The sequence below is a fragment of the Paenibacillus tengchongensis genome (assembly GCF_008973665.1).
GTDB lineage: Bacteria > Bacillota > Bacilli > Paenibacillales > Paenibacillaceae > Paenibacillus_AQ > Paenibacillus_AQ tengchongensis.
In genome coordinates this window covers 178,920-197,861 of sequence record NZ_WACP01000007.1, presented here as the reverse complement: position 1 = coordinate 197,861, position 18,942 = coordinate 178,920, and the positions used below count along the sequence as shown (strand labels likewise).

General features: G+C 54.4%; 20 protein-coding genes. 6 read left to right on the top strand and 14 right to left on the bottom strand.

From position 1 onward, the window contains the following. Window positions 1-53 precede the first annotated feature (53 nt). From moaD to F1381_RS13790, 3 genes are all read left to right on the top strand, one after another. Entirely contained in the window at window positions 54-767 is a 714-nt protein-coding gene (moaD, locus tag F1381_RS13800) for a molybdopterin converting factor subunit 1 (RefSeq protein ID WP_151735434.1), read from the top strand. Between the two features lie 256 nt (window positions 768-1,023). Then, complete coding sequence (locus F1381_RS13795) at window positions 1,024-1,272, top strand: DUF7667 family protein (protein ID WP_151735433.1); 249 nt, start codon at window positions 1,024-1,026, stop codon at window positions 1,270-1,272. A 50-nt stretch (window positions 1,273-1,322) separates the two neighbouring features. Beyond that, window positions 1,323-1,781 carry a VOC family protein gene (locus tag F1381_RS13790; protein WP_151735432.1) on the top strand — a complete coding sequence of 153 codons (459 nt, stop codon included), beginning with the start codon at window positions 1,323-1,325 and terminating at the stop codon, window positions 1,779-1,781. 126 nt (window positions 1,782-1,907) lie between these two features. Here the strand turns inward: F1381_RS13790 and F1381_RS13785 are convergent, their stop codons facing one another. The 11 genes from F1381_RS13785 to F1381_RS13740 form a co-directional block, all read right to left on the bottom strand. Further along, window positions 1,908-3,767, bottom strand: coding sequence for an ABC transporter ATP-binding protein (locus F1381_RS13785; RefSeq protein ID WP_151735431.1), 1,860 nt, complete (start codon window positions 3,765-3,767; stop codon window positions 1,908-1,910). Next, window positions 3,757-5,532: an ABC transporter ATP-binding protein gene (locus tag F1381_RS13780; protein WP_151735430.1), complete on the bottom strand. Its 1,776-nt coding sequence runs from the start codon at window positions 5,530-5,532 to the stop codon at window positions 3,757-3,759. Before F1381_RS13780 ends, F1381_RS13785 begins: the two co-directional genes overlap by 11 nt. Before the next feature lie 231 nt (window positions 5,533-5,763). Next, the gene (locus tag F1381_RS13775; RefSeq protein ID WP_151735429.1) at window positions 5,764-6,603 is read right to left on the bottom strand and encodes a hypothetical protein; all 840 of its coding nucleotides are present in this window, start codon (window positions 6,601-6,603) and stop codon (window positions 5,764-5,766) included. Window positions 6,604-6,790: 187 nt separating this feature from the next. Then, window positions 6,791-8,188 (bottom strand): Fe-S cluster assembly protein SufB, encoded by a 1,398-nt coding sequence (gene sufB, locus F1381_RS13770; RefSeq protein ID WP_151735428.1) that lies wholly within the window; start codon window positions 8,186-8,188, stop codon window positions 6,791-6,793. Window positions 8,189-8,206: 18 nt separating this feature from the next. Then, entirely contained in the window at window positions 8,207-8,641 is a 435-nt protein-coding gene (gene sufU, locus F1381_RS13765; protein ID WP_151735427.1) for a Fe-S cluster assembly sulfur transfer protein SufU, read from the bottom strand. Continuing rightward, window positions 8,628-9,854, bottom strand: coding sequence for a cysteine desulfurase (locus F1381_RS13760; protein WP_151735426.1), 1,227 nt, complete (start codon window positions 9,852-9,854; stop codon window positions 8,628-8,630). Before F1381_RS13760 ends, sufU begins: the two co-directional genes overlap by 14 nt. Further along, window positions 9,851-11,152: a Fe-S cluster assembly protein SufD gene (gene sufD / locus F1381_RS13755; RefSeq protein WP_151735425.1), complete on the bottom strand. Its 1,302-nt coding sequence runs from the start codon at window positions 11,150-11,152 to the stop codon at window positions 9,851-9,853. The genes F1381_RS13760 and sufD overlap by 4 nt, the downstream gene beginning before the upstream one ends. A 31-nt stretch (window positions 11,153-11,183) precedes the next feature. Then, window positions 11,184-11,966, bottom strand: a complete 783-nt coding sequence (sufC, locus tag F1381_RS13750) for a Fe-S cluster assembly ATPase SufC (RefSeq protein ID WP_151735424.1) — start codon at window positions 11,964-11,966, stop codon at window positions 11,184-11,186. Window positions 11,967-12,200: 234 nt separating this feature from the next. Further along, window positions 12,201-12,347, bottom strand: a complete 147-nt coding sequence (locus F1381_RS28300; RefSeq protein WP_187355346.1) for a hypothetical protein — start codon at window positions 12,345-12,347, stop codon at window positions 12,201-12,203. A 166-nt stretch (window positions 12,348-12,513) separates the two neighbouring features. Beyond that, on the bottom strand, window positions 12,514-12,978 hold the full coding sequence (locus F1381_RS13745) for a Dps family protein (RefSeq protein ID WP_151735423.1): 465 nt from the start codon (window positions 12,976-12,978) through the stop codon (window positions 12,514-12,516). Between the two features lie 288 nt (window positions 12,979-13,266). Continuing rightward, on the bottom strand, window positions 13,267-13,569 hold the full coding sequence (locus F1381_RS13740; RefSeq protein WP_151735422.1) for a YunC family protein: 303 nt from the start codon (window positions 13,567-13,569) through the stop codon (window positions 13,267-13,269). 191 nt (window positions 13,570-13,760) lie between these two features. On the opposite strand from F1381_RS13740, the gene F1381_RS13735 reads away from it, so the two are divergent. Then, window positions 13,761-14,264, top strand: a complete 504-nt coding sequence (locus F1381_RS13735; protein WP_151735421.1) for a hypothetical protein — start codon at window positions 13,761-13,763, stop codon at window positions 14,262-14,264. 63 nt (window positions 14,265-14,327) lie between these two features. Here F1381_RS13735 and F1381_RS13730 read toward each other — a convergent pair whose 3' ends face one another. Then, a complete protein-coding gene (locus tag F1381_RS13730; RefSeq protein WP_151735420.1) occupies window positions 14,328-14,708 on the bottom strand; it encodes a DUF423 domain-containing protein in 381 nt (126 codons plus the stop codon). A gap of 185 nt (window positions 14,709-14,893) precedes the next feature. Here F1381_RS13730 and F1381_RS13725 point away from each other — a divergent pair, with 185 nt between their 5' ends. Further along, on the top strand, window positions 14,894-15,364 hold the full coding sequence (locus F1381_RS13725) for a hypothetical protein (RefSeq protein ID WP_151735419.1): 471 nt from the start codon (window positions 14,894-14,896) through the stop codon (window positions 15,362-15,364). A 100-nt stretch (window positions 15,365-15,464) separates the two neighbouring features. Here the strand turns inward: F1381_RS13725 and F1381_RS13720 are convergent, their stop codons facing one another. After that, window positions 15,465-16,367 (bottom strand): hypothetical protein, encoded by a 903-nt coding sequence (locus F1381_RS13720; protein ID WP_151735418.1) that lies wholly within the window; start codon window positions 16,365-16,367, stop codon window positions 15,465-15,467. A gap of 128 nt (window positions 16,368-16,495) precedes the next feature. Beyond that, window positions 16,496-18,088 carry an amidohydrolase gene (locus tag F1381_RS13715; protein WP_151735417.1) on the bottom strand — a complete coding sequence of 531 codons (1,593 nt, stop codon included), beginning with the start codon at window positions 18,086-18,088 and terminating at the stop codon, window positions 16,496-16,498. 141 nt (window positions 18,089-18,229) lie between these two features. On the opposite strand from F1381_RS13715, the gene F1381_RS13710 reads away from it, so the two are divergent. Beyond that, window positions 18,230-18,865: a methyltransferase domain-containing protein gene (locus F1381_RS13710; protein ID WP_151735416.1), complete on the top strand. Its 636-nt coding sequence runs from the start codon at window positions 18,230-18,232 to the stop codon at window positions 18,863-18,865. The last annotated feature ends 77 nt before the right edge of the window (window positions 18,866-18,942 follow it).

The window sequence follows — 18,942 nt, the reverse complement described above, 5'->3', positions numbered from 1 at the left end:
CAGGTCCATTATGGTATATTGGAATCATTATCAGACTTTGAGGTGAAAATAAAATGCATATCCATATCCGACTGTTTGCAGGTCTGGCTGAAGTGATCGGCGCTTCCTCCCTTGCCTTTCACGTTCACACGGACGAAGTGACCGCAGCCCAATTGAAGGAGCAGCTCTCCGCCGCTTACCCGGAAGCCGCATCGCAGATTCAGGTGTCCATGGTCGCTGTAAACCGGGAGTACGCCACGGGCGACACCCAGATTGCCGCAGACGCCGAGGTTGCACTGATTCCTCCCGTCTCCGGCGGCGAACCCGAGCCACAGTGCGGGGAAACGCCTGACGGGCTGTATAGTGTCAGCGATCAGCCGCTGGACGCCGAGGCGCTGCTTGACAAAGTGCTGGACCGCAACCATGGTGCCTCCCTGGTGTTTGTAGGCACTACGCGGGAAATGACTGGCGATCAGCGCACAACCGCACTGTTCTATGAAGCCTATGTACCGATGGCGCTTGGCAAAATGCAGGAAATCGGACGCCAAGTGAACGAACGCTGGAATGCGCACTGTGCTATCGCGCACCGCACCGGGCTTGTCGGCCTGAAGGAAGCCAGCGTCATTATCGCGGTATCCGCAGGGCACCGCGATGTCTGCTATGAAGCCAGCCGCTTTGCCATTGAGCAGCTAAAGGCCACCGTTCCTGTATGGAAGAAGGATCTCGGCGAATCCGGGTCGCAGTGGATCGGGGCAGATCCGGCTGCCGCAGAGTTCCATAACCGCTAATCCGGCAGGCAGGCATGCTTTCTTATTATATAGCATCTTCGCTCTGATATTCCAAGCAGGAATGTTGCAGAATTATCTTATCCGGTTACATGGAGAAACGGAATACTGATAAGTTAAAGTGGCCCGCAGGCTGATCCAAGCCCACAGAGCCTCTTTTTGCTTCTGCATCCTTCATTACTTCATTACAGCCCGTCCGGTTTGAAAATACGCAATACTGTCGAGGCTGTACTTATGAAGATAATGAGGGGGAATCTTTATGCTGGCGGTACATCAGCGTCTGGCGGAGCTGTATATACTCAGTCTGACCCGGCCGCTGACCAAGGAGGAGAAGACCGAACAGAAGCATTGCCTGCAGGCTAACGCCGTATACTGCTGGGAGATGGCGCGCCTCAGCAACGAATCCCTGCTGGCTGCAGATACGCAGGATACAGCGTGGCAGCAGGAGATCACCGCCCAGATGGCGGAGCTGCGGGTTAAGGGTAAGGTAGGCAAAAAGCCGAATTAGATATTATAGTAAAAAGTATTCGTCACAATTCACAGCAGGAGCTGACATCTATGATTCAAGGCCTTTTTGAGACACATATCAATGTGAGCGATGTGCAGAAATCGGCTGCTTTCTATGAGAAGCTGCCCGGCGTTATACCGCTTTACGAGGATCCTGTCCGTAAATCAAGGTTCTACTGGATCGGCCAGCCGGGAGAAGCGATGCTGGGCATTCGCGAGAACTACCCGTCTCCGTTGGTTCAGCGTCAGCACTTCGCCTTCCGGATTGCACTTGGCGACATGGCGGAGGCCAGAGACCGTCTGCTTGCACTCGGACTGCATCCCGAGAATTTCCGGGGAGAGAGTGCGGAGCAGCTGATTGTCTTCCCGTTTATGCCGGCGGTCTCGATCTATTTCGACGATCCCGACGGACATTCCCTGGAGTTCATTGCCATGCTGCCGGATGAGCCCCGGCCGGAACTCGAAATGATGTACTGGGATGAATGGGAGCGAATGCAAGGACGGAAGTAGCCTTCAGGTGAATTTCTGGCCTAACCGGAAAACATACCGTTAACCAAACAAGCCTCTGTCTGCGGATAAACGGACAGAGGCTTGTTTGGCTTACATTATTTATGTTCAGCTTGCTGCTTAACCATTCTATAAGAAGCGGAACTGCGCTTCGATCAGCCCGTTATAGATGCCATCCTGCGCCGTAAGCTCGCCATGATTGCCCACTTCCTTGATTTCCCCGTGGTCGAGCACGACGATTTTGTCCGCGTGACGGATCGTTGACAGCCGGTGGGCGACAATGAAGGAGGTCCGGCCCTTAAGCAGAATCTTCAGCGCTTCCTGGATTTTGATCTCCGTCTCGGTATCGATGCTGGCCGTCGCTTCATCCAGGATCAGAATACGCGGATCGGCGAGCAAGGCCCGCGCGAAGGACAGCAGCTGCCGCTGGCCCATGGACAAGGCGCTGCCCCGTTCTTCAACCTCAGTCTCATAACCCCTCGGCAGCTTCATAATGAACTCATGGGCATCCACTGCCTTGGCGACCTCTTCGATCTCCGCATCCGTGGCGTCCAGCCGTCCGAACCGGATATTGTCGCGGATCGTTCCCGAGAAGATGAACGTGTCCTGCAGGACGATGCCAATCTGCTCGCGCAGGCTCTGCAGGGTCACTCCGCGGATGTCCCGCCCGTCGATCGTAAGACTGCCGCTCTTAATGTCATAGAAGCGTCCGATCAGGTTGATAATGGTGCTTTTGCCGGAGCCGGTATGCCCGACCAGTGCGATCGACTGTCCTGCCTGCACGTTCAGGTCAATTCCCTTCAGCGCCGCCCGCCCGGGCTCATATTCAAAGACCACCTTGTCGAAGCGGATATCCCCGGCGATCTTCGGAATCGGTGTGGCGCCCTCTCGGTCCTGCACAGCAGGCTGCTCATCCAGATATTCGAAGATCCGCTCCGAAGAGGCCATCGCCACCAGCAGCTGGTTGTACATCTGGCCCAGCCGGTTGATCGGGTCCCAGAAGTTGCTGACATAGGTGCTGAAGGCAACGAGGTAGCCGACGGTCAACTCTCCGGATTGAATCAGATACGCTCCGTACCAGAACAGAATCATCGTTCCCAAGCCGCCCGTCACTTCAATAATTGGGCCGAACGCCTGATTCATCGCCGACGCTTTGTTCCATGATTTGCGGCTGTCCATGTTCATTGCATCGAAATACTGCATATTCTCTTCTTCCTGCGTGTAGGCCTGAGTCACCCGGATTCCCTGGATCGATTCATTCAGATGGGAGTTAATCCGCGAGTTCTTCATCCGCACTTCCTGCCAGGCAATACGGATCTTCTGCCGCAGCTTGGTCGAGATCAGGAACATCACCGGCACCGTGAACATCACGGCGAGGCCCAGCTTCCAGTTGATCAGCAGCAGGATGACGGTGATTCCTACAAGCTGTACACAGTCAATCATCAGATTGACCACGCCGTTGGTGAACAGGTCCTGCAGCGAATTGATATCATTGGTTACCCGCACCAGCACCGAGCCCGCCGGACGCTTATCGAAGAAGTTGAACGACAGCTTCTGGATATGCCGGAACAGGTCGGAGCGCAGATCATAGATCACCCGCTGTCCGATAATATTGGTGTACTTGATCCGGTAAATCCCGGCAATCCACTGCACTATATACAGCACAATGACAATCGCAGTCAGCGAATAGAGCAGCTTCAGACTTGGATGATCCGGATTCAGCGCCTTGTCAATCGCCATACTGGTCAGGAAAGGGACGGTCAGCTTCGTGATCGTGCCCAGCACCATCAGCGCCGCCACCAGCGGCAGCATCTGTTTGGCGTATGGCTTCATGTAACCGAACAGCCGGGTGAACTGCTTCCAGTCAAACGCCTTGTCGATCTGATCGTCGTCCTTATAGACGAAGCGTTCCTCGACGGCGTGATCCTGCTCCGCCTCTATTTTGCCGCCTGCCGCTGTGCCCGCCTGCTTCGTAGTCTCAAGCTTCATGAATATCTCCCTCCCCTCTTCCGCCTTGCCGGGCAAGATAATCCGCATATTGAATCCGGTAGACATCCTGATAAGGGCCGGGAACCTCAATCAGCTCGGCATGCGTGCCGGTCTGCACCATCCGTCCTTCGTCCATAACGATAATTTGGTCGGCATGGCGAAGGGATGAGATACGGTGGGCAATAATCAGTGTCGTCCGCCCGCGCATCACCTCCTGGAAGCCGGACTGGATTTCATGTTCCGTCTCCATATCTACAGCACTGGTGGCATCGTCGAGGATCAGAATCCGCGGATTCTTCAGCAGCGCCCGGGCGATGGCAATCCGCTGCTTTTGCCCGCCGGACAGCCCCATTCCCCGCTCCCCGACCACCGTATCGTAGCCATCGGGCATTTCCATAATGAAGTCATGGGCCTTGGCCAGCTTAGCGGCGCGGATGATATCCTCCATGTCCACCTGCTTCATACCATAAGCGATATTGTTGCGGATGGAGGAGGAGAACAGGAAGGTCTCCTGGAACACGGTGGCAATCTGTGAACGCAGGCTGCGCACTTTAAATTGACGGATATCCACGCCGTCGAGCCGGATGCTGCCCTGGTTGACATCATAGGCACGCATCATCAGCTGAATAATCGTTGATTTGCCGGAACCTGTTCCCCCCAGAAACCCGATGACCGCACCCGGTTCAGCGGTAAAATGAATGTCTTTGACTGCTGGCATTTTGTTGCCGTAAGCAAAAGTAACATGGTCAAATACCACTTCTCCTTGAACATGTGAAGCCTCCAGCTCCAGCGCATGCTCCTTATCCCGGACATCAATCGGCTGGTTCAACACTTCTAACACACGTTCTCCGGAAGCCTTGGACTGCGTATAGTTGTTGATATGGAAGCCGAGCCCCCAGACCGGACCGATGATATACCAGATCAGGCTGAAGAAGGCGACCAGTTCACCAAGCGACATATGCCCGTTGATGACCAGTGTGCCTCCGACGCCGAGCAGTATGGCAACACTGACCGAAGCCAGCAATTCCATCACCGGAAAAAACTTGCTCCACAGCTCGGCAGCAAAAATCTGGTTATCCTTGTAACGCTCATTGCGGTGCGAAAATTTCTCCACCTCATAAGCCTCTCTTGCAAATGACTTTACTGTCCGCACGCCGGTTACATTCTCCTGGACAGCCGTCGTCAAGGAGCTCAGCGCCAGACGCATTTCCTGAAAGGCGGGATGGATTTTCGACTCAAACCGGAGTGCGACCACCGCCAGAAACGGCATCGTAATCAGCGTTACCAATGTGAGCTGCCAGTTAATCGAGAACATCATCACTGAACCGAAAATCACCATAAAAAACACATTCAGCAATTGGGCGAAGCCGAAGCCGATGAAGTTGCGGATTGCCTCCAGGTCCCCGGTCAATCGGGACATCAGGTCGCCTGTCTTCGCTGTGTCATAATAGCGGAAAGACAGGAACTGCAGCTTCTCGTAGCAGGCATTGCGCAGCCGGTACGCCAGGTAATTGCCTAACCTTCCCCCGAAGAAGCCGTGCGCAAACTGCAGGCAGGCTTTTACGAAGACGACGGCAACAACGGCCAGGGCCAGCATCGGCACCTCGTCGAATTTCAGGGGCACAATCACTTCGTCAATCAACTTTCTCAGCAGGTTGGGGGTAATCAGCCCCACTGCAGTTGCGGCGGCCAAAGCTACAATCGACAGAAGTAAATAATGACGCTTCTCCCGATAAAAGCCCCGCAGTTGCCTGAGAACATCCATGTCTCTCCTCCTCATAGTCCGATAGGACACATTTGGCTTGCCATGCCGGAGTTCTCCAGCACCGCAAGCCATTAAATTAGCGCTTCCATTTTAGCGACTTTAAGCAGTTTACCATCCATGTTTTGCTGCGGCAAAGCGGAGAATTGGTCATATTCCGGTTTATTCGCGAGAAAAGCGGGAGCCTCCCGGAAGAAAAGCAGTGCTGATGCTTAAATTGCTCCCATTTCCTCGTTAATTCTGTTCAATTAACAAAAGACGGAATCCAGGAGTCATTACAATCTGATTCCCTGGACGGTCCGCCCAGTAAACAGTGTTATTAAAAAGCTCGATTCCTTGGCCTGCGCCATAGGTAGGCGGCTTTATTCTCTCTACAAATTTAAATGTCCTCCCGTCAAAATGGTAATGATCAAGCCCTTGTGCATACTTCTCATTAAATTTATTGGAACCATGGAGATTGGCGTACAAATCATCTCCCATAAAAAAGATCCCCTGATATCCTCCTTCTCGCCCAAACTTACTCTCAAGAAAGTAAGATCTAAGAAAGCGGAAACTGGTGTCAAACTGCTTCACTTTATTGCGGTCATGATAGACAACCCAAAAGGAATTCTTGTAGTAAGCCAGGGATTCAGCCGTCCCATCTCCTATTTGATATTCGTTCACTATGTGCAAATCCGGTAATTTGTACTGGATGATCCTGCTCTCACGTTGGTTCTCTGGAGGTGCAGCATTAAAGTTATAGACTGCTATGTACAGGTAATTATTTTGAATGAAGCAGTCGCCAAATGACATAAAACGTCCTTTTGCATCGGTACCCGTATATGCTTCACGAGTCTCTGATAGGAACCGTCCTTTCTTGTCATAGACGGAAATTGAATTTGATAGACGAAAATGAATGTCCCTGTCTGATGTTACATAAATTTTCTCACGGTCAACAGCCACCCCTTGCCATGCCTGAAAGAAAGCGTTCATTTTAAATACCTTTATGTTGGAACTTTGCATAGCGGATACTAGTTCAGTTTGCAATGCTACAAGTAAACAAAGCATACCAAGGGCTTTTATTTTCAATCCCATTTTTTTACTCCTTTCTCGTTTATGTTATACCTTATAGAGGAGAGTTTTGTAAATATTAGGTTTGCATTTGTTCATTGCAGCATCATTCATCCCATAAAAAAACCGCTGAACACATTCATGGCCTGGGTGGCTCCATGTCAATGCTCAGCGATTATAAGTTCCTATTCCTAATCCAAAATTGTGTCTATTATCCGATACTGCCTTCCATCTCGAACTTGATCAGACGATTCATCTCCACGGCATATTCCATCGGCAGCTCCTTGGTGAACGGCTCAATGAAGCCCATGACGATCATCTGGGTCGCTTCGGCTTCGGAAAGGCCGCGGCTCATCAGGTAGAACAGCTGCTCCTCCGATACCTTGGAGACGGTCGCTTCGTGTTCCAGCACGATGTTGTCGTTCATGATCTCATTATAAGGAATTGTATCCGAAGTGGATTCGTTGTCCAGAATGAGCGTATCGCACTTGATGTTGGCTTTGGCGCCTTCCGCCTGGCGGCCGAAGGAAGCCAGACCGCGGTAAGTCACCTTGCCGCCGTGCTTACTGATCGACTTGGAGACGATCGTCGAAGTCGTATCCGGTGCCAGATGGATCATCTTGGCGCCGGCATCCTGATGCTGGTTTTTGCCGGCCACGGCAATCGACAGCACCGAGCCCTTGGCGCCGCGGCCCTTCAGGACCACTGCCGGATATTTCATCGTCAGCTTGGAGCCGATGTTGCCGTCGACCCATTCCATATTGGCGCCTTCTTCGGCAACCGCGCGTTTGGTAACGAGGTTGTAGATATTCGGTGCCCAGTTCTGGATCGTGGTATAACGGACGCGCGCGTTCTTCATGCACAGGATCTCCACGACGGCGCTGTGCAGGGAGTTCGTGCTGTAGATCGGAGCCGTACAGCCTTCAACGTAATGCACGAAGCTGTCTTCGTCGGCAAGGATCAGTGTGCGTTCGAACTGCCCCATGTTCTCCGAGTTAATGCGGAAGTAAGCCTGCAGCGGCACTTCGCACTTGACACCCTTTGGTACATAGATGAAGCTGCCGCCGGACCAGACCGCGCTGTTCAGCGCGGCAAACTTGTTGTCTGTCGGCGGAATGATCGTGCCGAAGAACTTCTTAAAGAGCTCCGGATGCTCACGCAGCGCCGTGTCGGTGTCGGTGAAGATGACGCCTTGGTCTTCCAACTGCTTCTGCATGCTGTGGTAGACTACTTCGGATTCATACTGCGCCGAGACACCGGCGAGAAATTTCTGTTCGGCCTCCGGAATCCCCAGCTTGTCGAAGGTTTCCTTGATTTCAGCAGGAACCTCTTCCCAGGTCTTGCCCTGCTTCTCGGATGGTCTTACATAGTATTGGATATCGTCGAAGTCCAGCTCATCCAGATTGCCGCCCCATTTCGGCATCGGCATCTTGCGGAATTGCTCCAGAGCCTTCAGGCGGAATTCCAGCATCCACTCCGGCTCATTCTTGATCTTGGAGATTTCCTTGACGATCTCTTCAGTGAGACCTTTGCCAGACTGAAAGATCGATTTGTGCTCATCACGGAATCCGTACTGGTACTCTTCCATTTCAGGCGCTTTTTTAGCCATGGTGTCAGCCTCCTTGTTCTAATGTTGATGCTCTTGATCGGGGTCGATCCCTTTGCGCAGCGCGTTCCAGGCCAGAGTGGCACATTTGATCCGCGCCGGAAATTTATTTACACCGGAAAGTGCTTCAATATCTTCATATTCTTCGAAATCTGCGGATTCACCCTTCATGAGGGCGGAGAACCGGTCGGCCAGCTCCAGCGCATGCTGGATGGTCTGGCCTTTGACCGCCTCCGTCATCATGGACGCCGAGGACATGCTGATCGAACAGCCTTCACCCGTATAACGGGCGTCCTGCACGATGCCGTCCTCCACCTTCAGCTGCAGCGTAATGCGGTCGCCGCAGGTCGGGTTGTTCAGTTCGATGTTCAGTGCGTCATCTGCGAACAAGCCGCGGTTCCGGGGATTTTTATAATGATCCATAATTACGCGTCTGTACAAATCATCCAAGTTCATAGGCGAAATACTCCTTTGCCTTGATTAAAGCATTCACCAGCGCATCGACATCCTGCTCCGTGTTATACAGGTAGAAGCTGGCCCGCGCTGTGGAGCTGACCTGCAGCCAGCGCATCAGCGGCTGGCAGCAGTGATGACCGGCGCGGATGGCAATGCCTTCCGCGTCCAGCACAGTCGCCACATCATGCGGATGCACATCGCCCAGATTGAAGGTTACAACGCCGACCTGGCGGCCTTTCGGACCGTAGACCGACAGCCCCTCAATCTCAGCCAGCCTGGCTTCGGCATAGGCGGCCAGCTTCATCTCATGCTCATGAATGTTATCCAGGCCGACCTCCTGCAGGAAATCAACCGCCGCTCCAAGGCCGACGGCCCCGGCGATGATCGGCGTACCGCCTTCGAACCGCCAAGGAAGCTCTTTCCAGGTGGAGTCATACAAACCGACGTCATCAATCATTTCGCCGCCGAATTCCACGGGTTCCATGGCTTCGAGCAGCGCTTTCTTGCCGTACAGCGCGCCGATTCCGGTCGGAGCAAGCATCTTGTGGCCGGAGAGGGCATAGAAATCGCAGTCCAGATCCTGCACATCCACCTTGATATGCGGCGTGCTCTGGGCACCGTCTACGACAATCACCGCTCCGTTTCGGTGTGCGATCGCCGCCAGCTCCTTCACCGGATGGGTGACGCCCATTACGTTCGAGACATAGGCAATCGCCACAATCTTCGTCTTCGGCGTAATCGTCTTCTCGGCATCCTCCAGCGTAACCGTTCCGTCCTGCTGCAGCGGAATGAACTTCAGCGTCGCTCCCGTCCGCTTCGCCAGCTGCTGCCACGGAATGAAATTGCTGTGATGCTCCATCTGCGTGATGACGATCTCATCGCCTTCGCGGACGTTGGCCGCACCGTATGAGGATGCCACCAAATTCAGAGCCGTTGTCGTGCCGCGCGTGAAAATAATCTCCTTCGTGCTGCGCGCGTTCAGGAACTTCGCCAGCTTCTCTCTGGCTCCTTCATAGGCGTCGGTTGCCCGGCTGCCCAGCGTATGCACGCCGCGGTGAACGTTGGCGTTGTCCAGCTCATAGTAGGACTTCACCGCTTCGATGACCCGGAGCGGCTTCTGGGAAGTAGCCGCACTGTCGAGGTAGACGAGCGGATGCCCGTTAATGCTCTGGTTCAGGATGGGAAATTGCTCCCGGATGGCGCTGTTAATCATTGTCCCAACTTCCTTTCCACAAGAGTTTGCAGCTGATTGCGCAGTCCCTCCAGTGGAATTTGCGACACTACAGGCGCAAGGAAGCCGTATATAATCAGTTTTTCTGCGTCATGCCGTGAAATTCCCCGGGACATCAGGTAATAGATCTGCTCCGGATTGACCTGTCCTACGGAAGCGGCATGGCCTGCGGTAACATCATCTTCGTCGATAAGCAGAATCGGATTGGCGTCGCCGCGCGCTTTCGGGCTCAGCATCAGGACTTTCTCCGTCTGCTGGCCGTCGGCCCGGGTGGCACCCTTTTCTATTTTGGTAATGCCATTGATGATCGAGGTGGCAGATTCCCGCATTACAGCGCGGGTAATCATGTCGCTCGGCGTGCTCTTGCCGAAATGCTGCGCCTGCGTCGTATAGTTCAGCTTCTGCGAACCTGAACCGACGGCGATTACTTTCGCATCGGAGCTGGCGCCGTTTCCTTTGAGGACGGACTTCGTATCGCTGGCCGTGTCCCCGTAGTTCATTTCGCCGACGATCCACTCGATCGTACCGTCATTCTCCACGACTGCACGGCGGTAAGTAACGTCCGTGGTATCTTCGCCGAACTGGTGCACCGTAGCATAGCGTACTGCCGCGCCTGCGCCGACGAACACTTCCACCGCACCGTTATGCAGACCGGCTTCGGTCTTATCAGATACGTAGTTATCGACATAAGTAACCGAGCTGTTCGTATCGGCAACAATCAGAATATGCGGTACAAAGGTCGCTTCGGCGTCATCTGTAAGCAGAATCGCCTGCAGCGGAGTTTCGATTACAACATTCTTCGGAACGTAGAGGAATACCCCGCCGTTCCACAGCGCCGCATGCAGGGCGGCAATGGCATGCTCCTCCGGCAGCACAGCCTTGTGCAGATATTTCTGCACAAGATCGCCATGCTCCTTCGCTGCGGTTGCCAGATCGGTAAAGATTACGCCTTGAGCCGCAAGCTCAGGGGACAGATGCGTGTATACAGCGCCCGAATTGCGCTGAATCACCAGATTGCCTTCCTCCTGGCCGGCAATCAGGGCGGCAACGGACGATGGCGCTTCGGCAAGCGAAGCGACCGCTGTTGCAGCTTTATAGCTTCCATAATGATTAATATTCCAGCGGTCGATCCGCGTCTTCTCCAGCTTCGGCAGCTCAAGGGCCGCCGCGAGTTCCAGCGCCTTAAGCCGGCTGTCCTTCAGCCAGGCCGGCTCGCCTCCGGTCTGCGACAGCTCGGTGATGCGGGCGGCATCCACCGGAAGAATGGTTTGCGTCGTCATAAGTGGTTTCCTCCTTCCTGGCGTCCTATGATTAAACTTCTTGTCCTACAGTCTCGTCCTCAATACCAAGCTCTTCCTTGACCCATTCGTAGCCTTCAGCTTCCAGACGCTCCGCAAGCTCCGGTCCGCCGGATTTCACGATGCGGCCCTGCATCATCACATGGACAAAGTCCGGCTTGATGTAGTTCAGCAGACGTTGATAGTGGGTAATAACCAGGAAGCCGCGTTCCGGGCTGCGCATCGAGTTGACGCCTTCGGCAACAATCTTCAGGGCGTCGATATCAAGGCCGGAGTCGATTTCGTCCAGGATGACGATCTTCGGATCCAGCATCATCATTTGCAGAATTTCATTGCGCTTCTTCTCCCCGCCGGAGAAGCCTTCGTTCAGGTAGCGGTGCAGGAATTCCGGATTCATCTCCAGCTCCTTCATCTTCGCTTCCATCTGGCGGATGAACTTGATCAGGGAGATTTCCTTGCCTTCTTCCCGGCGGGCATTGATCGCACTGCGCAGGAAGTCGGAGTTCGTCACACCGCTGATTTCACTTGGATACTGCATCGCCAGGAACAATCCGGCGCGAGCGCGTTCGTCGACGGCCATCTCCAGCAGATCCTCGCCGTCGAGCACCGCCGTGCCTTCAGTTACTTCATATTTAGGATGGCCCATCAAAGCGGAAGCCAGCGTACTCTTGCCGGTACCGTTCGGACCCATGATCGCATGGATCTCGCCGCCCTTCATTTGCAGGTTGATGCCTTTCAAAATCTCCTTGCCTTCAATCGTCGCTTTCAGACCCTCAATGACGAATTCTGCTGCCATAGTTAATTTTCCCTCCATTGATGAATTTGCGAAATCTAGAAAGTGTATTGTGACAGGACAAACCTGCTTGCAGCACAGTTATACTTTATATCACATTGTAATTATTATAAAGTAGAACGGACTGATTATCAATGATTCTCACTAATTTTATTACAAAGCATATGTTTTTACAAACATCTCTTTTCAATTTTCAACCAGCTCTGCCCATTATTTTCCCAAGGTCTTAGTATTTCCCTAAATTCGCTGCAGGCTGTCTCGCATATGCCGATTATAGCGCCTTGCCGGCAGATCTACAAACCACAGCGCCGCTTCCCGTTCATCCTGGCTGCCGGTCATATACCGCAGTCTGGTTACCCCCTCCGCCAGTTGCTCCGCTATCATCTTTAGACTTAACTTCTTTTATCCTTATCATCCTAATAGTTTAATTGGAGAGTCTCCTGATATTTCATTAACAGCAAAAAAACAGGTCAGCCGGAAGAAAGCGACTGGCCCGTAAATACAAAAGAAAGCCTCTCGCAGGAGAGGCTTTCCGGAGGATACTGACGTCTTATTGACCAAGGAACGAACGCAGCATCCATTGTGTCTTCTCAAAATCGGTGCGGATCTTGATGAACAGGTCCGCCGTCGGCTGATCGCTGATGCCTTCTGCCAGCTCAATGCCTTCAGTCAGCTCTTCTACGACAGTGGCAAAATCCTCAATCAGTGCCTGCACCATACCGCGGGCATCTTCCTTACCCGAAGCTTCCTGAATCGAAGCGATCTCCAGATACTCCTTCATAGTTGCAGCCGGAGCCCCTTTAATGCTGAGCAGGCGTTCAGCCACCTCGTCCATTTTGAGCGTAATATCATTGTAGATCTCCTCGAATTTCTCATGCAGCGAGAAGAACTGCTCGCCCTTGACGTACCAGTGGTAGTTATGAACTTTGACGTATAAGACATTCAGGTTTGCTACTTGACGGTTAAGTACTTGTTCCAGTGTTGCAGAATCCACTTTGTTCGATGCTTTAGCCATTGTTATATCCCTTCCTTATCCATAAATTTGCCGGCTGCTTATCCGGTGACCGGCCTCGCCGTTGTCTACAGTCCATTTACCCTTGGGCACATGGGTCGAAACAGCTTCCGGCCCTCGCTGGCACGGCGGCTCCCTGCGATATAGCTTGCGGCATTGCTGCCTCTATTATACTCCTCTGCCCTACCGGTAAGGCAAGGTTGCCATAACAACAAACCCGCCGGCAGGCACCGGCGGGTTACAGCCTCCAAGTCGTCAAGCCCCCCTGCGGAAGCCTGCTGATTTTTAAGCCTAAAGCATAAGCAGCAGCGCTTCTTCGCCGCTCATTCCCGGCAAGATACCCAGCTTCTCGGCTTCGGTTGTTACCGACTCCAGCGGAGCCTCCAGCAGCTGCTGCAGTGTTCTTACGCCCACCGCCCGCCCGGCGATAATACCGCGGTCGGCAAGCTTGGCATTCAAGAGGCCGACATCCAGCGCTCCGCACATGATATACCCCCGGCTGGTGCTTATGCTTAGCAAAGTCGTCTTGGGAAGCTTGACCTCCACGCCAACCAGAGTATGACCGCCTATTTGCACAGGCTCTAAAGTAACCAAAGTCAGCCCTCCTTTTAGCATGATTACGATGTATGTGTATGCGTCCACCTTACTCAGCGTGTGGACGATTGGAGCGATTTTCCTGGGGATATTGTCCTAAGTTGTTGGTTCACGGGTATATGCTAAAGCTTAAATTAATGGTATAGTTTATGTAATTTACGAATCGTGTTAACGATGAAGCTGGGGGATCAATGGACAAGAAATTACATCACACAGACGGCAATTATTTATTTAATGTCGACATCCTGGTCAATGCCCGTACCAACCCGCTTGCATTGCAGTATCTGCTTGAGATGTTGAACAGCAATGAGAAGATTACGGACTTCAACATTAACTCGGGGCTTGAGCTTGGACGGACGATTGATAATCTGCTCCGTTCCGCCAAGATCGCTTTGAAGCAAGAGACTGCAGCTCCCGAAGCCATCAAGCTGCCGGTGAAGCAGGCAGAGAAACGGCAGCCGCCGGTTGCGCCCAAACCTCCAGCTGAAGGACCGGCAGAAGTATTCCGCACCATCCGCCAGTACATCCAGAACAAGCAACTGGTGCGTCTCCGAACGAACCAACGGGGCAAGCAGTCCTCAATGCCCTGCCGTATTCTGAATTTCGACGAGGCCGCCAATACGATCAGCGTCTACCATGTGGACGAGAAGCAGGTATATACATTTCATCTCAATGAAATTGATGAGTTCATGTAGCCGTTTACTGCCTTCACACCAAACAAGCACCCCCCGTCATGCGGAAGGGTGCTTGTTCTCTTGCTAAGACTTGCCGTGTGACAACGCCTCTAGGGCCAGGCAGATCCAGCCGGCAATAAAGCATACGCCGCCCAGGGGCGTAATGGCGCCCAGTACTTTGATTCCGCTGATACTCAGCAAATACAGGCTGCCCGAGAAGAGGATGATCCCGGCAATCAGCAGCCGTCCGGACCAGAGCAGCCGTCTGCTCTCTCCCCATACGCCCGCCACAATTGCGATCAATAGGATACCAAGCGCATGGACCATATGATAATGCACTCCGGTCTCATAGACCTCCATATAGTGCTCGCTGATTCTGTCTTCCAGCAGATGCGCGCCGAACGCGCCGATCGCCACCGACAGCATGGCAAGCAGCGCTCCCCAAGCCAACAATCTTCGCTGCATGGACGGACTCACTCCTTCATCGATGATGGGACTCTCCTATAATATCGCATCCCGGACCGGAAATGCCAGCGGCCGAGAAGCAGCGGGCGGATTTTCCCCCTTGGGGCTTGCAATTGCCGCCATCTTATGAAAAAGTGGAATCAGAAGCAAATGGAATATACTACGATCTGCAAGGAGTGCCGCCCATGGAATACAATCCGCCGAATCCGCCTAAACCGCAAAATCCCGAATACCCGCCCGGTCCGACCGTCTCCGGCTACGGCGCGGGCCAGCTGCAGGAATCCCCTTATGAATACCTGGAACGCAAGCAAGATTTGAAGCATTCCGGGCCGGGGATCGCTTCCTTCGTGATCTCGATGATAACCTTCATCGGATACATTGTTGCTTTCCTTTACGCCGGTATGCAGGCTGCAACCATACTGGAGGTGAGTGACGGCTCCATCGCCGAATCCTCCGGATTCATCATGCTGCTGGGCGTATCCGTCCTGGTACTGCTGGCCCTCAACATCATCGGAGGCATTATCGGCATCATCGGTCTGACGCTCCGCGGCCGGCGCAAAGTATTTGCCGTCCTGGGTACCATCTTCAACGCTTTATTCGTGCTGCTCTTCATGCTGATGGTCAGCGCCGTGCTGGTGAACGCAGGCGCCTCCTGACCCTCACTATACGCGCAGGCAGACAGAAACCCCGCAAAGCATAGCGACGGCTCCGGGAGCCGCATCCTTTCTTTGCGGGGTTTGTTGTTGTGCAGGAGGATTATTGGTTGACTATGGAATTGATTGAAGCATACACATGCGGTCCGAAGCCTTCAGAGGCTTCGCGCTGCGGAATATTCAGCTTGATCAGGTATCCTTGCCCATCTAGCTCCTTGACGATGTACTGGCGGGTCAAACCGGATTTCACCGCCGTCAGATACAGCTTCAGCCCCTTCATTCGTTCGTCGCGCTGATTCTGGTTCAATTCGCTGACTTGCCCGACGCCCGCCAGCTCCTTGCGGCCTTCTTCAGCCAGGGCATCCAGACTGTAATCGGCTGGCAGCTTCGTGATTTCGGCGTAATATTCCGGATCCACCTTCATGGACAGCCGGCCCGCCGCAGCGTCGAAATCAAAGATGTCGAACACATACAGCGCATAGCCGGTGCCTTGTGCCAGCGTTGCGGTCTTCTCTTCCTCCATGCCTTCAAGCGTCAGCTTGAAGGCCTTGGTTTCGGGCAGGGCTACCGTCCCGCCGGTATCTTCACCGGCTTTGACCAGCTTCGATAATACCCGCTGTACAACGCTGTCATCGCCCTCCACTGCTTTCTCTACATATTCAAATTCTACAGGATCATCCATTTCAAGACTTTCGGGAGCATTCTCCGTTCCCGCGCCAAGCTCAAAGGCTGTCGGTCCGGCCTCGGTTTCGATCTCCACCGAATGATTGTCGATTTGCCCGACATAAGTGCCGGTGTCGCGGATAACTTCCGTCTCCGCTGCCGGCGATGGGCTCGGCGCAAGCGAAGGACCGGGTGAAGCCGTAGGGCTTGCCGTCTGTGCCGGAATTTCCGGGGCAGCCGTTTCGGAAGGTGCCTGGGCGCCGGAATTGCCGGCGCAAGCGGTAAGAGCCAGCGTTAACACCAGGGCTGCGGAGATTATCGGCAAGGAACGTCTGTATCTCATGTTGTTTGCCTCCTCGTATATGCGTTTTGGTTAGAATGCGCTTATCTCTACCCTTATAACGTTTAACCCGCATTTAAGGTTGCATAAACTTTGCCGGACTCCTGCAGTCCGCTCTAGCTCTTCTCCCATCAATTTGCAGTATACGCGGTTCTCCCGTTGACTACGGTCATCTTAACCTTGGCCTGCAGTAAAGCCTCCGGGTCGGCGCCAATATTACGGTCGATGACCGTAAAATCCGCCCAGTATCCGGGCTGGATCCTGCCCCGCTCCGCCGCTTCACCGGCGGCAGCTGCGCTGCCCCCGGTAAACAGTGCCAGCGCCTCGGCGGTATCCAGCTTCTCCTGTGGCAAATACCCCGCATGCCTCTCCCCCGGCTTGCGACGGGTAATAGCGGCATGCAGGCCGAGCAGCGGGCTCAGCGGCTCAATCGGCGCATCGCTGCCGCCGGCACAGACAACGCCCGCCTGCAGCAGCTTCTTCCAGGCGTACAGGTACTCCGTACGCTCCGGCCCTACCCGCTCCAGCACCCACGGGAAGTCGCTGGCGACGAAGCGCGGCTGGATGTCGGCGATCAGCGGAAGCCGCCGCATCTGCTCCACCAGGGCGCGGCTAAGCACCTGTGCGTGAATGAAGCGGTCCGGCAGCGCCGCTCCCGCCGGCAGCGGGGTACTGGCCATTGCCGCCAGCGTCATGCGGGCCGCGGCATCCCCAATGGCGTGCACCGCGACCGGAAAGCCGAGCTTCCGGGCGGCGGCGACGATGCCATCCAGCGCCTCCTGCGGATGGATGGCAATGCCCCGCGTGCCGGAAGCATCGCTGTACGGCGCTTCCAGCAGCGCGGTCCGGCCGCCGATCGCCCCGTCGGCGAACAGCTTGACCGCTCCAAGACGCAGCCATTCGTCGCCCTGCCCGGCACGTAGCCCCAGCGCTTCCACCTCCTGCAGGAATTCATAGTACAGCAGCTGATGGGTACGGAAGCTAAGTCCCTCTTCCCTAAGCTCCCGGTGAATCCGCAGCATCGTCTCCACACTCCCGAGCAGGCGCAGGTCTTCGGTATGAACCGCAGTCAAGCCGAGGGATAGGGCGTCCAGAATCCCCCGGCGGACCGCATTTTTCTTGGCGGCATAATCAGGCTCCGGCTGGACGGCCTGAAACGGGGCAGCCGCATCTTCATAGATCCAGCCGTTGAGCCTGCCCTCCGGTCCGCGCCCGTAAGCGCCCGAAGCAAAATCCGGCGTGGCTTCATTCACACCGGCTCTTCTGAACGCCTCGCTGTTGCCTAAGTAGGCATGGAAGCAGGTCCGCGTCAGGAAGACCGGATGGCGGTCCGTTACCGCATCCAATTCAGCTATGCCGGGGGCGAAAGGGGGCGAGAATTCATTCTCGTTCCAGTTCAGCCCGAGAATCCATTCGCCCGGCGGCGTTACGGCTGCGCGCTGCGCAACAGCGCGCAGCATCTCTTCTTTGGATGTCATGCCGCTAAAATCAAGCATATCCAGCTTCATTCCGTGCATCCCCAGATGGACATGGGCATCGACTAGACCGGGCAGCACATAGGCGCCATCCCAGTCCACGCGGGCAACGTCTTTGCCGCCCAGCTGCAGGGCAAGCGCCTTCCCGCTGCCAACGGCAACGATTCTGCCGTCCTCCACATAAACGGCATCGGCCGCCGGGTGACCACTGAGGGACAGGTTTCCGTTCGTAAACAAGGTTGCTTTCAAGCGTTTCACTCTCCTTTTGATCGTTCAATATACTTTACCGGCGTTTCCGGGCAGGCTTAGGCATGAGCCGGAAGCAGGCGGGAGCAGGATTAATACAATGGTGGAGAGCCTGATTACAGCTTTTGCGAAGGAGTGATTTCCGTGAGAATCGATATCGGCTGCGGTTCCGCCAAAGAAACCGGTTATCTGGGAATCGACCGCATTGCCTATCCCGGAGTGGATATCGTCTGCGATATTAATGAAGAAATTCCGCTTCCGGACAACACCGCTGAATTTGTTATGGCCAGCCGTGTGCTGCCTTACGTGCGCAATCTGTTCACCGCCCTGCAGGAAATTTACCGCATCAGCGCCCATAAGGCCGTCGTGTGCATCCTTGCTCCTTACGCCCACAGCTTCTCCCACGCTTCCAATCCCTTGTTCAAGCAAAAATTCGATGAATACACGCCGCGGCATCTTACCGCCCATTTTTTCCAGCCTTCCCTCGGAATGCCGTCGCCACCGGTTCCCGATTATCCTCCGCCTGCGCCGCCTTTCGATTACAGGCTGCTGCGGATGGAAATGTTCTACCAGTATCCGTTTAACGATACACTGTACGAGGCGGAGGAGCTGGAGGTTCTGCGCACCCTGCAGTCCAATGTAGTCCATGAGATTATGTACCATTTCACCGTAGTTAAACAAGAGATCTCCCTGGAGGAGCTGGAGTCCATGAGCCGGAAAGTTTATCCAGAGCCGCAGGTCCTGCGCCGCAGACGCTTGTCCGGAGGGAACGGCAGATAGTCTGCCGTTCCCTGCTATTCGCGGGCGGGTCTGACGCGCGGGAGAATGTACTTTTTTTTTCAAATAATCACACTGGG

Bases quoted from the DNA above. Each gene is read 5' to 3' on its own strand.
- F1381_RS13745 (WP_151735423.1), bottom strand. From the start codon at position 12,978: ATGGCTAAAGCATCGAACAAAGTGGATTCTGCAACACTGGAACAAGTA.
- sufB (WP_151735428.1), bottom strand. From the start codon at position 8,188: ATGGCTAAAAAAGCGCCTGAAATGGAAGAGTACCAGTACGGATTCCGT.
- moaD (WP_151735434.1), top strand. From the start codon at position 54: ATGCATATCCATATCCGACTGTTTGCAGGTCTGGCTGAAGTGATCGGC.
- sufC (WP_151735424.1), bottom strand. From the start codon at position 11,966: ATGGCAGCAGAATTCGTCATTGAGGGTCTGAAAGCGACGATTGAAGGC.
- F1381_RS13795 (WP_151735433.1), top strand. From the start codon at position 1,024: ATGCTGGCGGTACATCAGCGTCTGGCGGAGCTGTATATACTCAGTCTG.
- sufU (WP_151735427.1), bottom strand. From the start codon at position 8,641: ATGAACTTGGATGATTTGTACAGACGCGTAATTATGGATCATTATAAA.
- F1381_RS13760 (WP_151735426.1), bottom strand. From the start codon at position 9,854: ATGATTAACAGCGCCATCCGGGAGCAATTTCCCATCCTGAACCAGAGC.
- sufD (WP_151735425.1), bottom strand. From the start codon at position 11,152: ATGACGACGCAAACCATTCTTCCGGTGGATGCCGCCCGCATCACCGAG.
- F1381_RS13735 (WP_151735421.1), top strand. From the start codon at position 13,761: ATGGACAAGAAATTACATCACACAGACGGCAATTATTTATTTAATGTC.
- F1381_RS13720 (WP_151735418.1), bottom strand. From the start codon at position 16,367: ATGAGATACAGACGTTCCTTGCCGATAATCTCCGCAGCCCTGGTGTTA.
- F1381_RS13730 (WP_151735420.1), bottom strand. From the start codon at position 14,708: ATGCAGCGAAGATTGTTGGCTTGGGGAGCGCTGCTTGCCATGCTGTCG.
- F1381_RS13785 (WP_151735431.1), bottom strand. From the start codon at position 3,767: ATGAAGCTTGAGACTACGAAGCAGGCGGGCACAGCGGCAGGCGGCAAA.
- F1381_RS13725 (WP_151735419.1), top strand. From the start codon at position 14,894: ATGGAATACAATCCGCCGAATCCGCCTAAACCGCAAAATCCCGAATAC.
- F1381_RS28300 (WP_187355346.1), bottom strand. From the start codon at position 12,347: ATGATAGCGGAGCAACTGGCGGAGGGGGTAACCAGACTGCGGTATATG.
- F1381_RS13790 (WP_151735432.1), top strand. From the start codon at position 1,323: ATGATTCAAGGCCTTTTTGAGACACATATCAATGTGAGCGATGTGCAG.
- F1381_RS13775 (WP_151735429.1), bottom strand. From the start codon at position 6,603: ATGGGATTGAAAATAAAAGCCCTTGGTATGCTTTGTTTACTTGTAGCA.
- F1381_RS13780 (WP_151735430.1), bottom strand. From the start codon at position 5,532: ATGGATGTTCTCAGGCAACTGCGGGGCTTTTATCGGGAGAAGCGTCAT.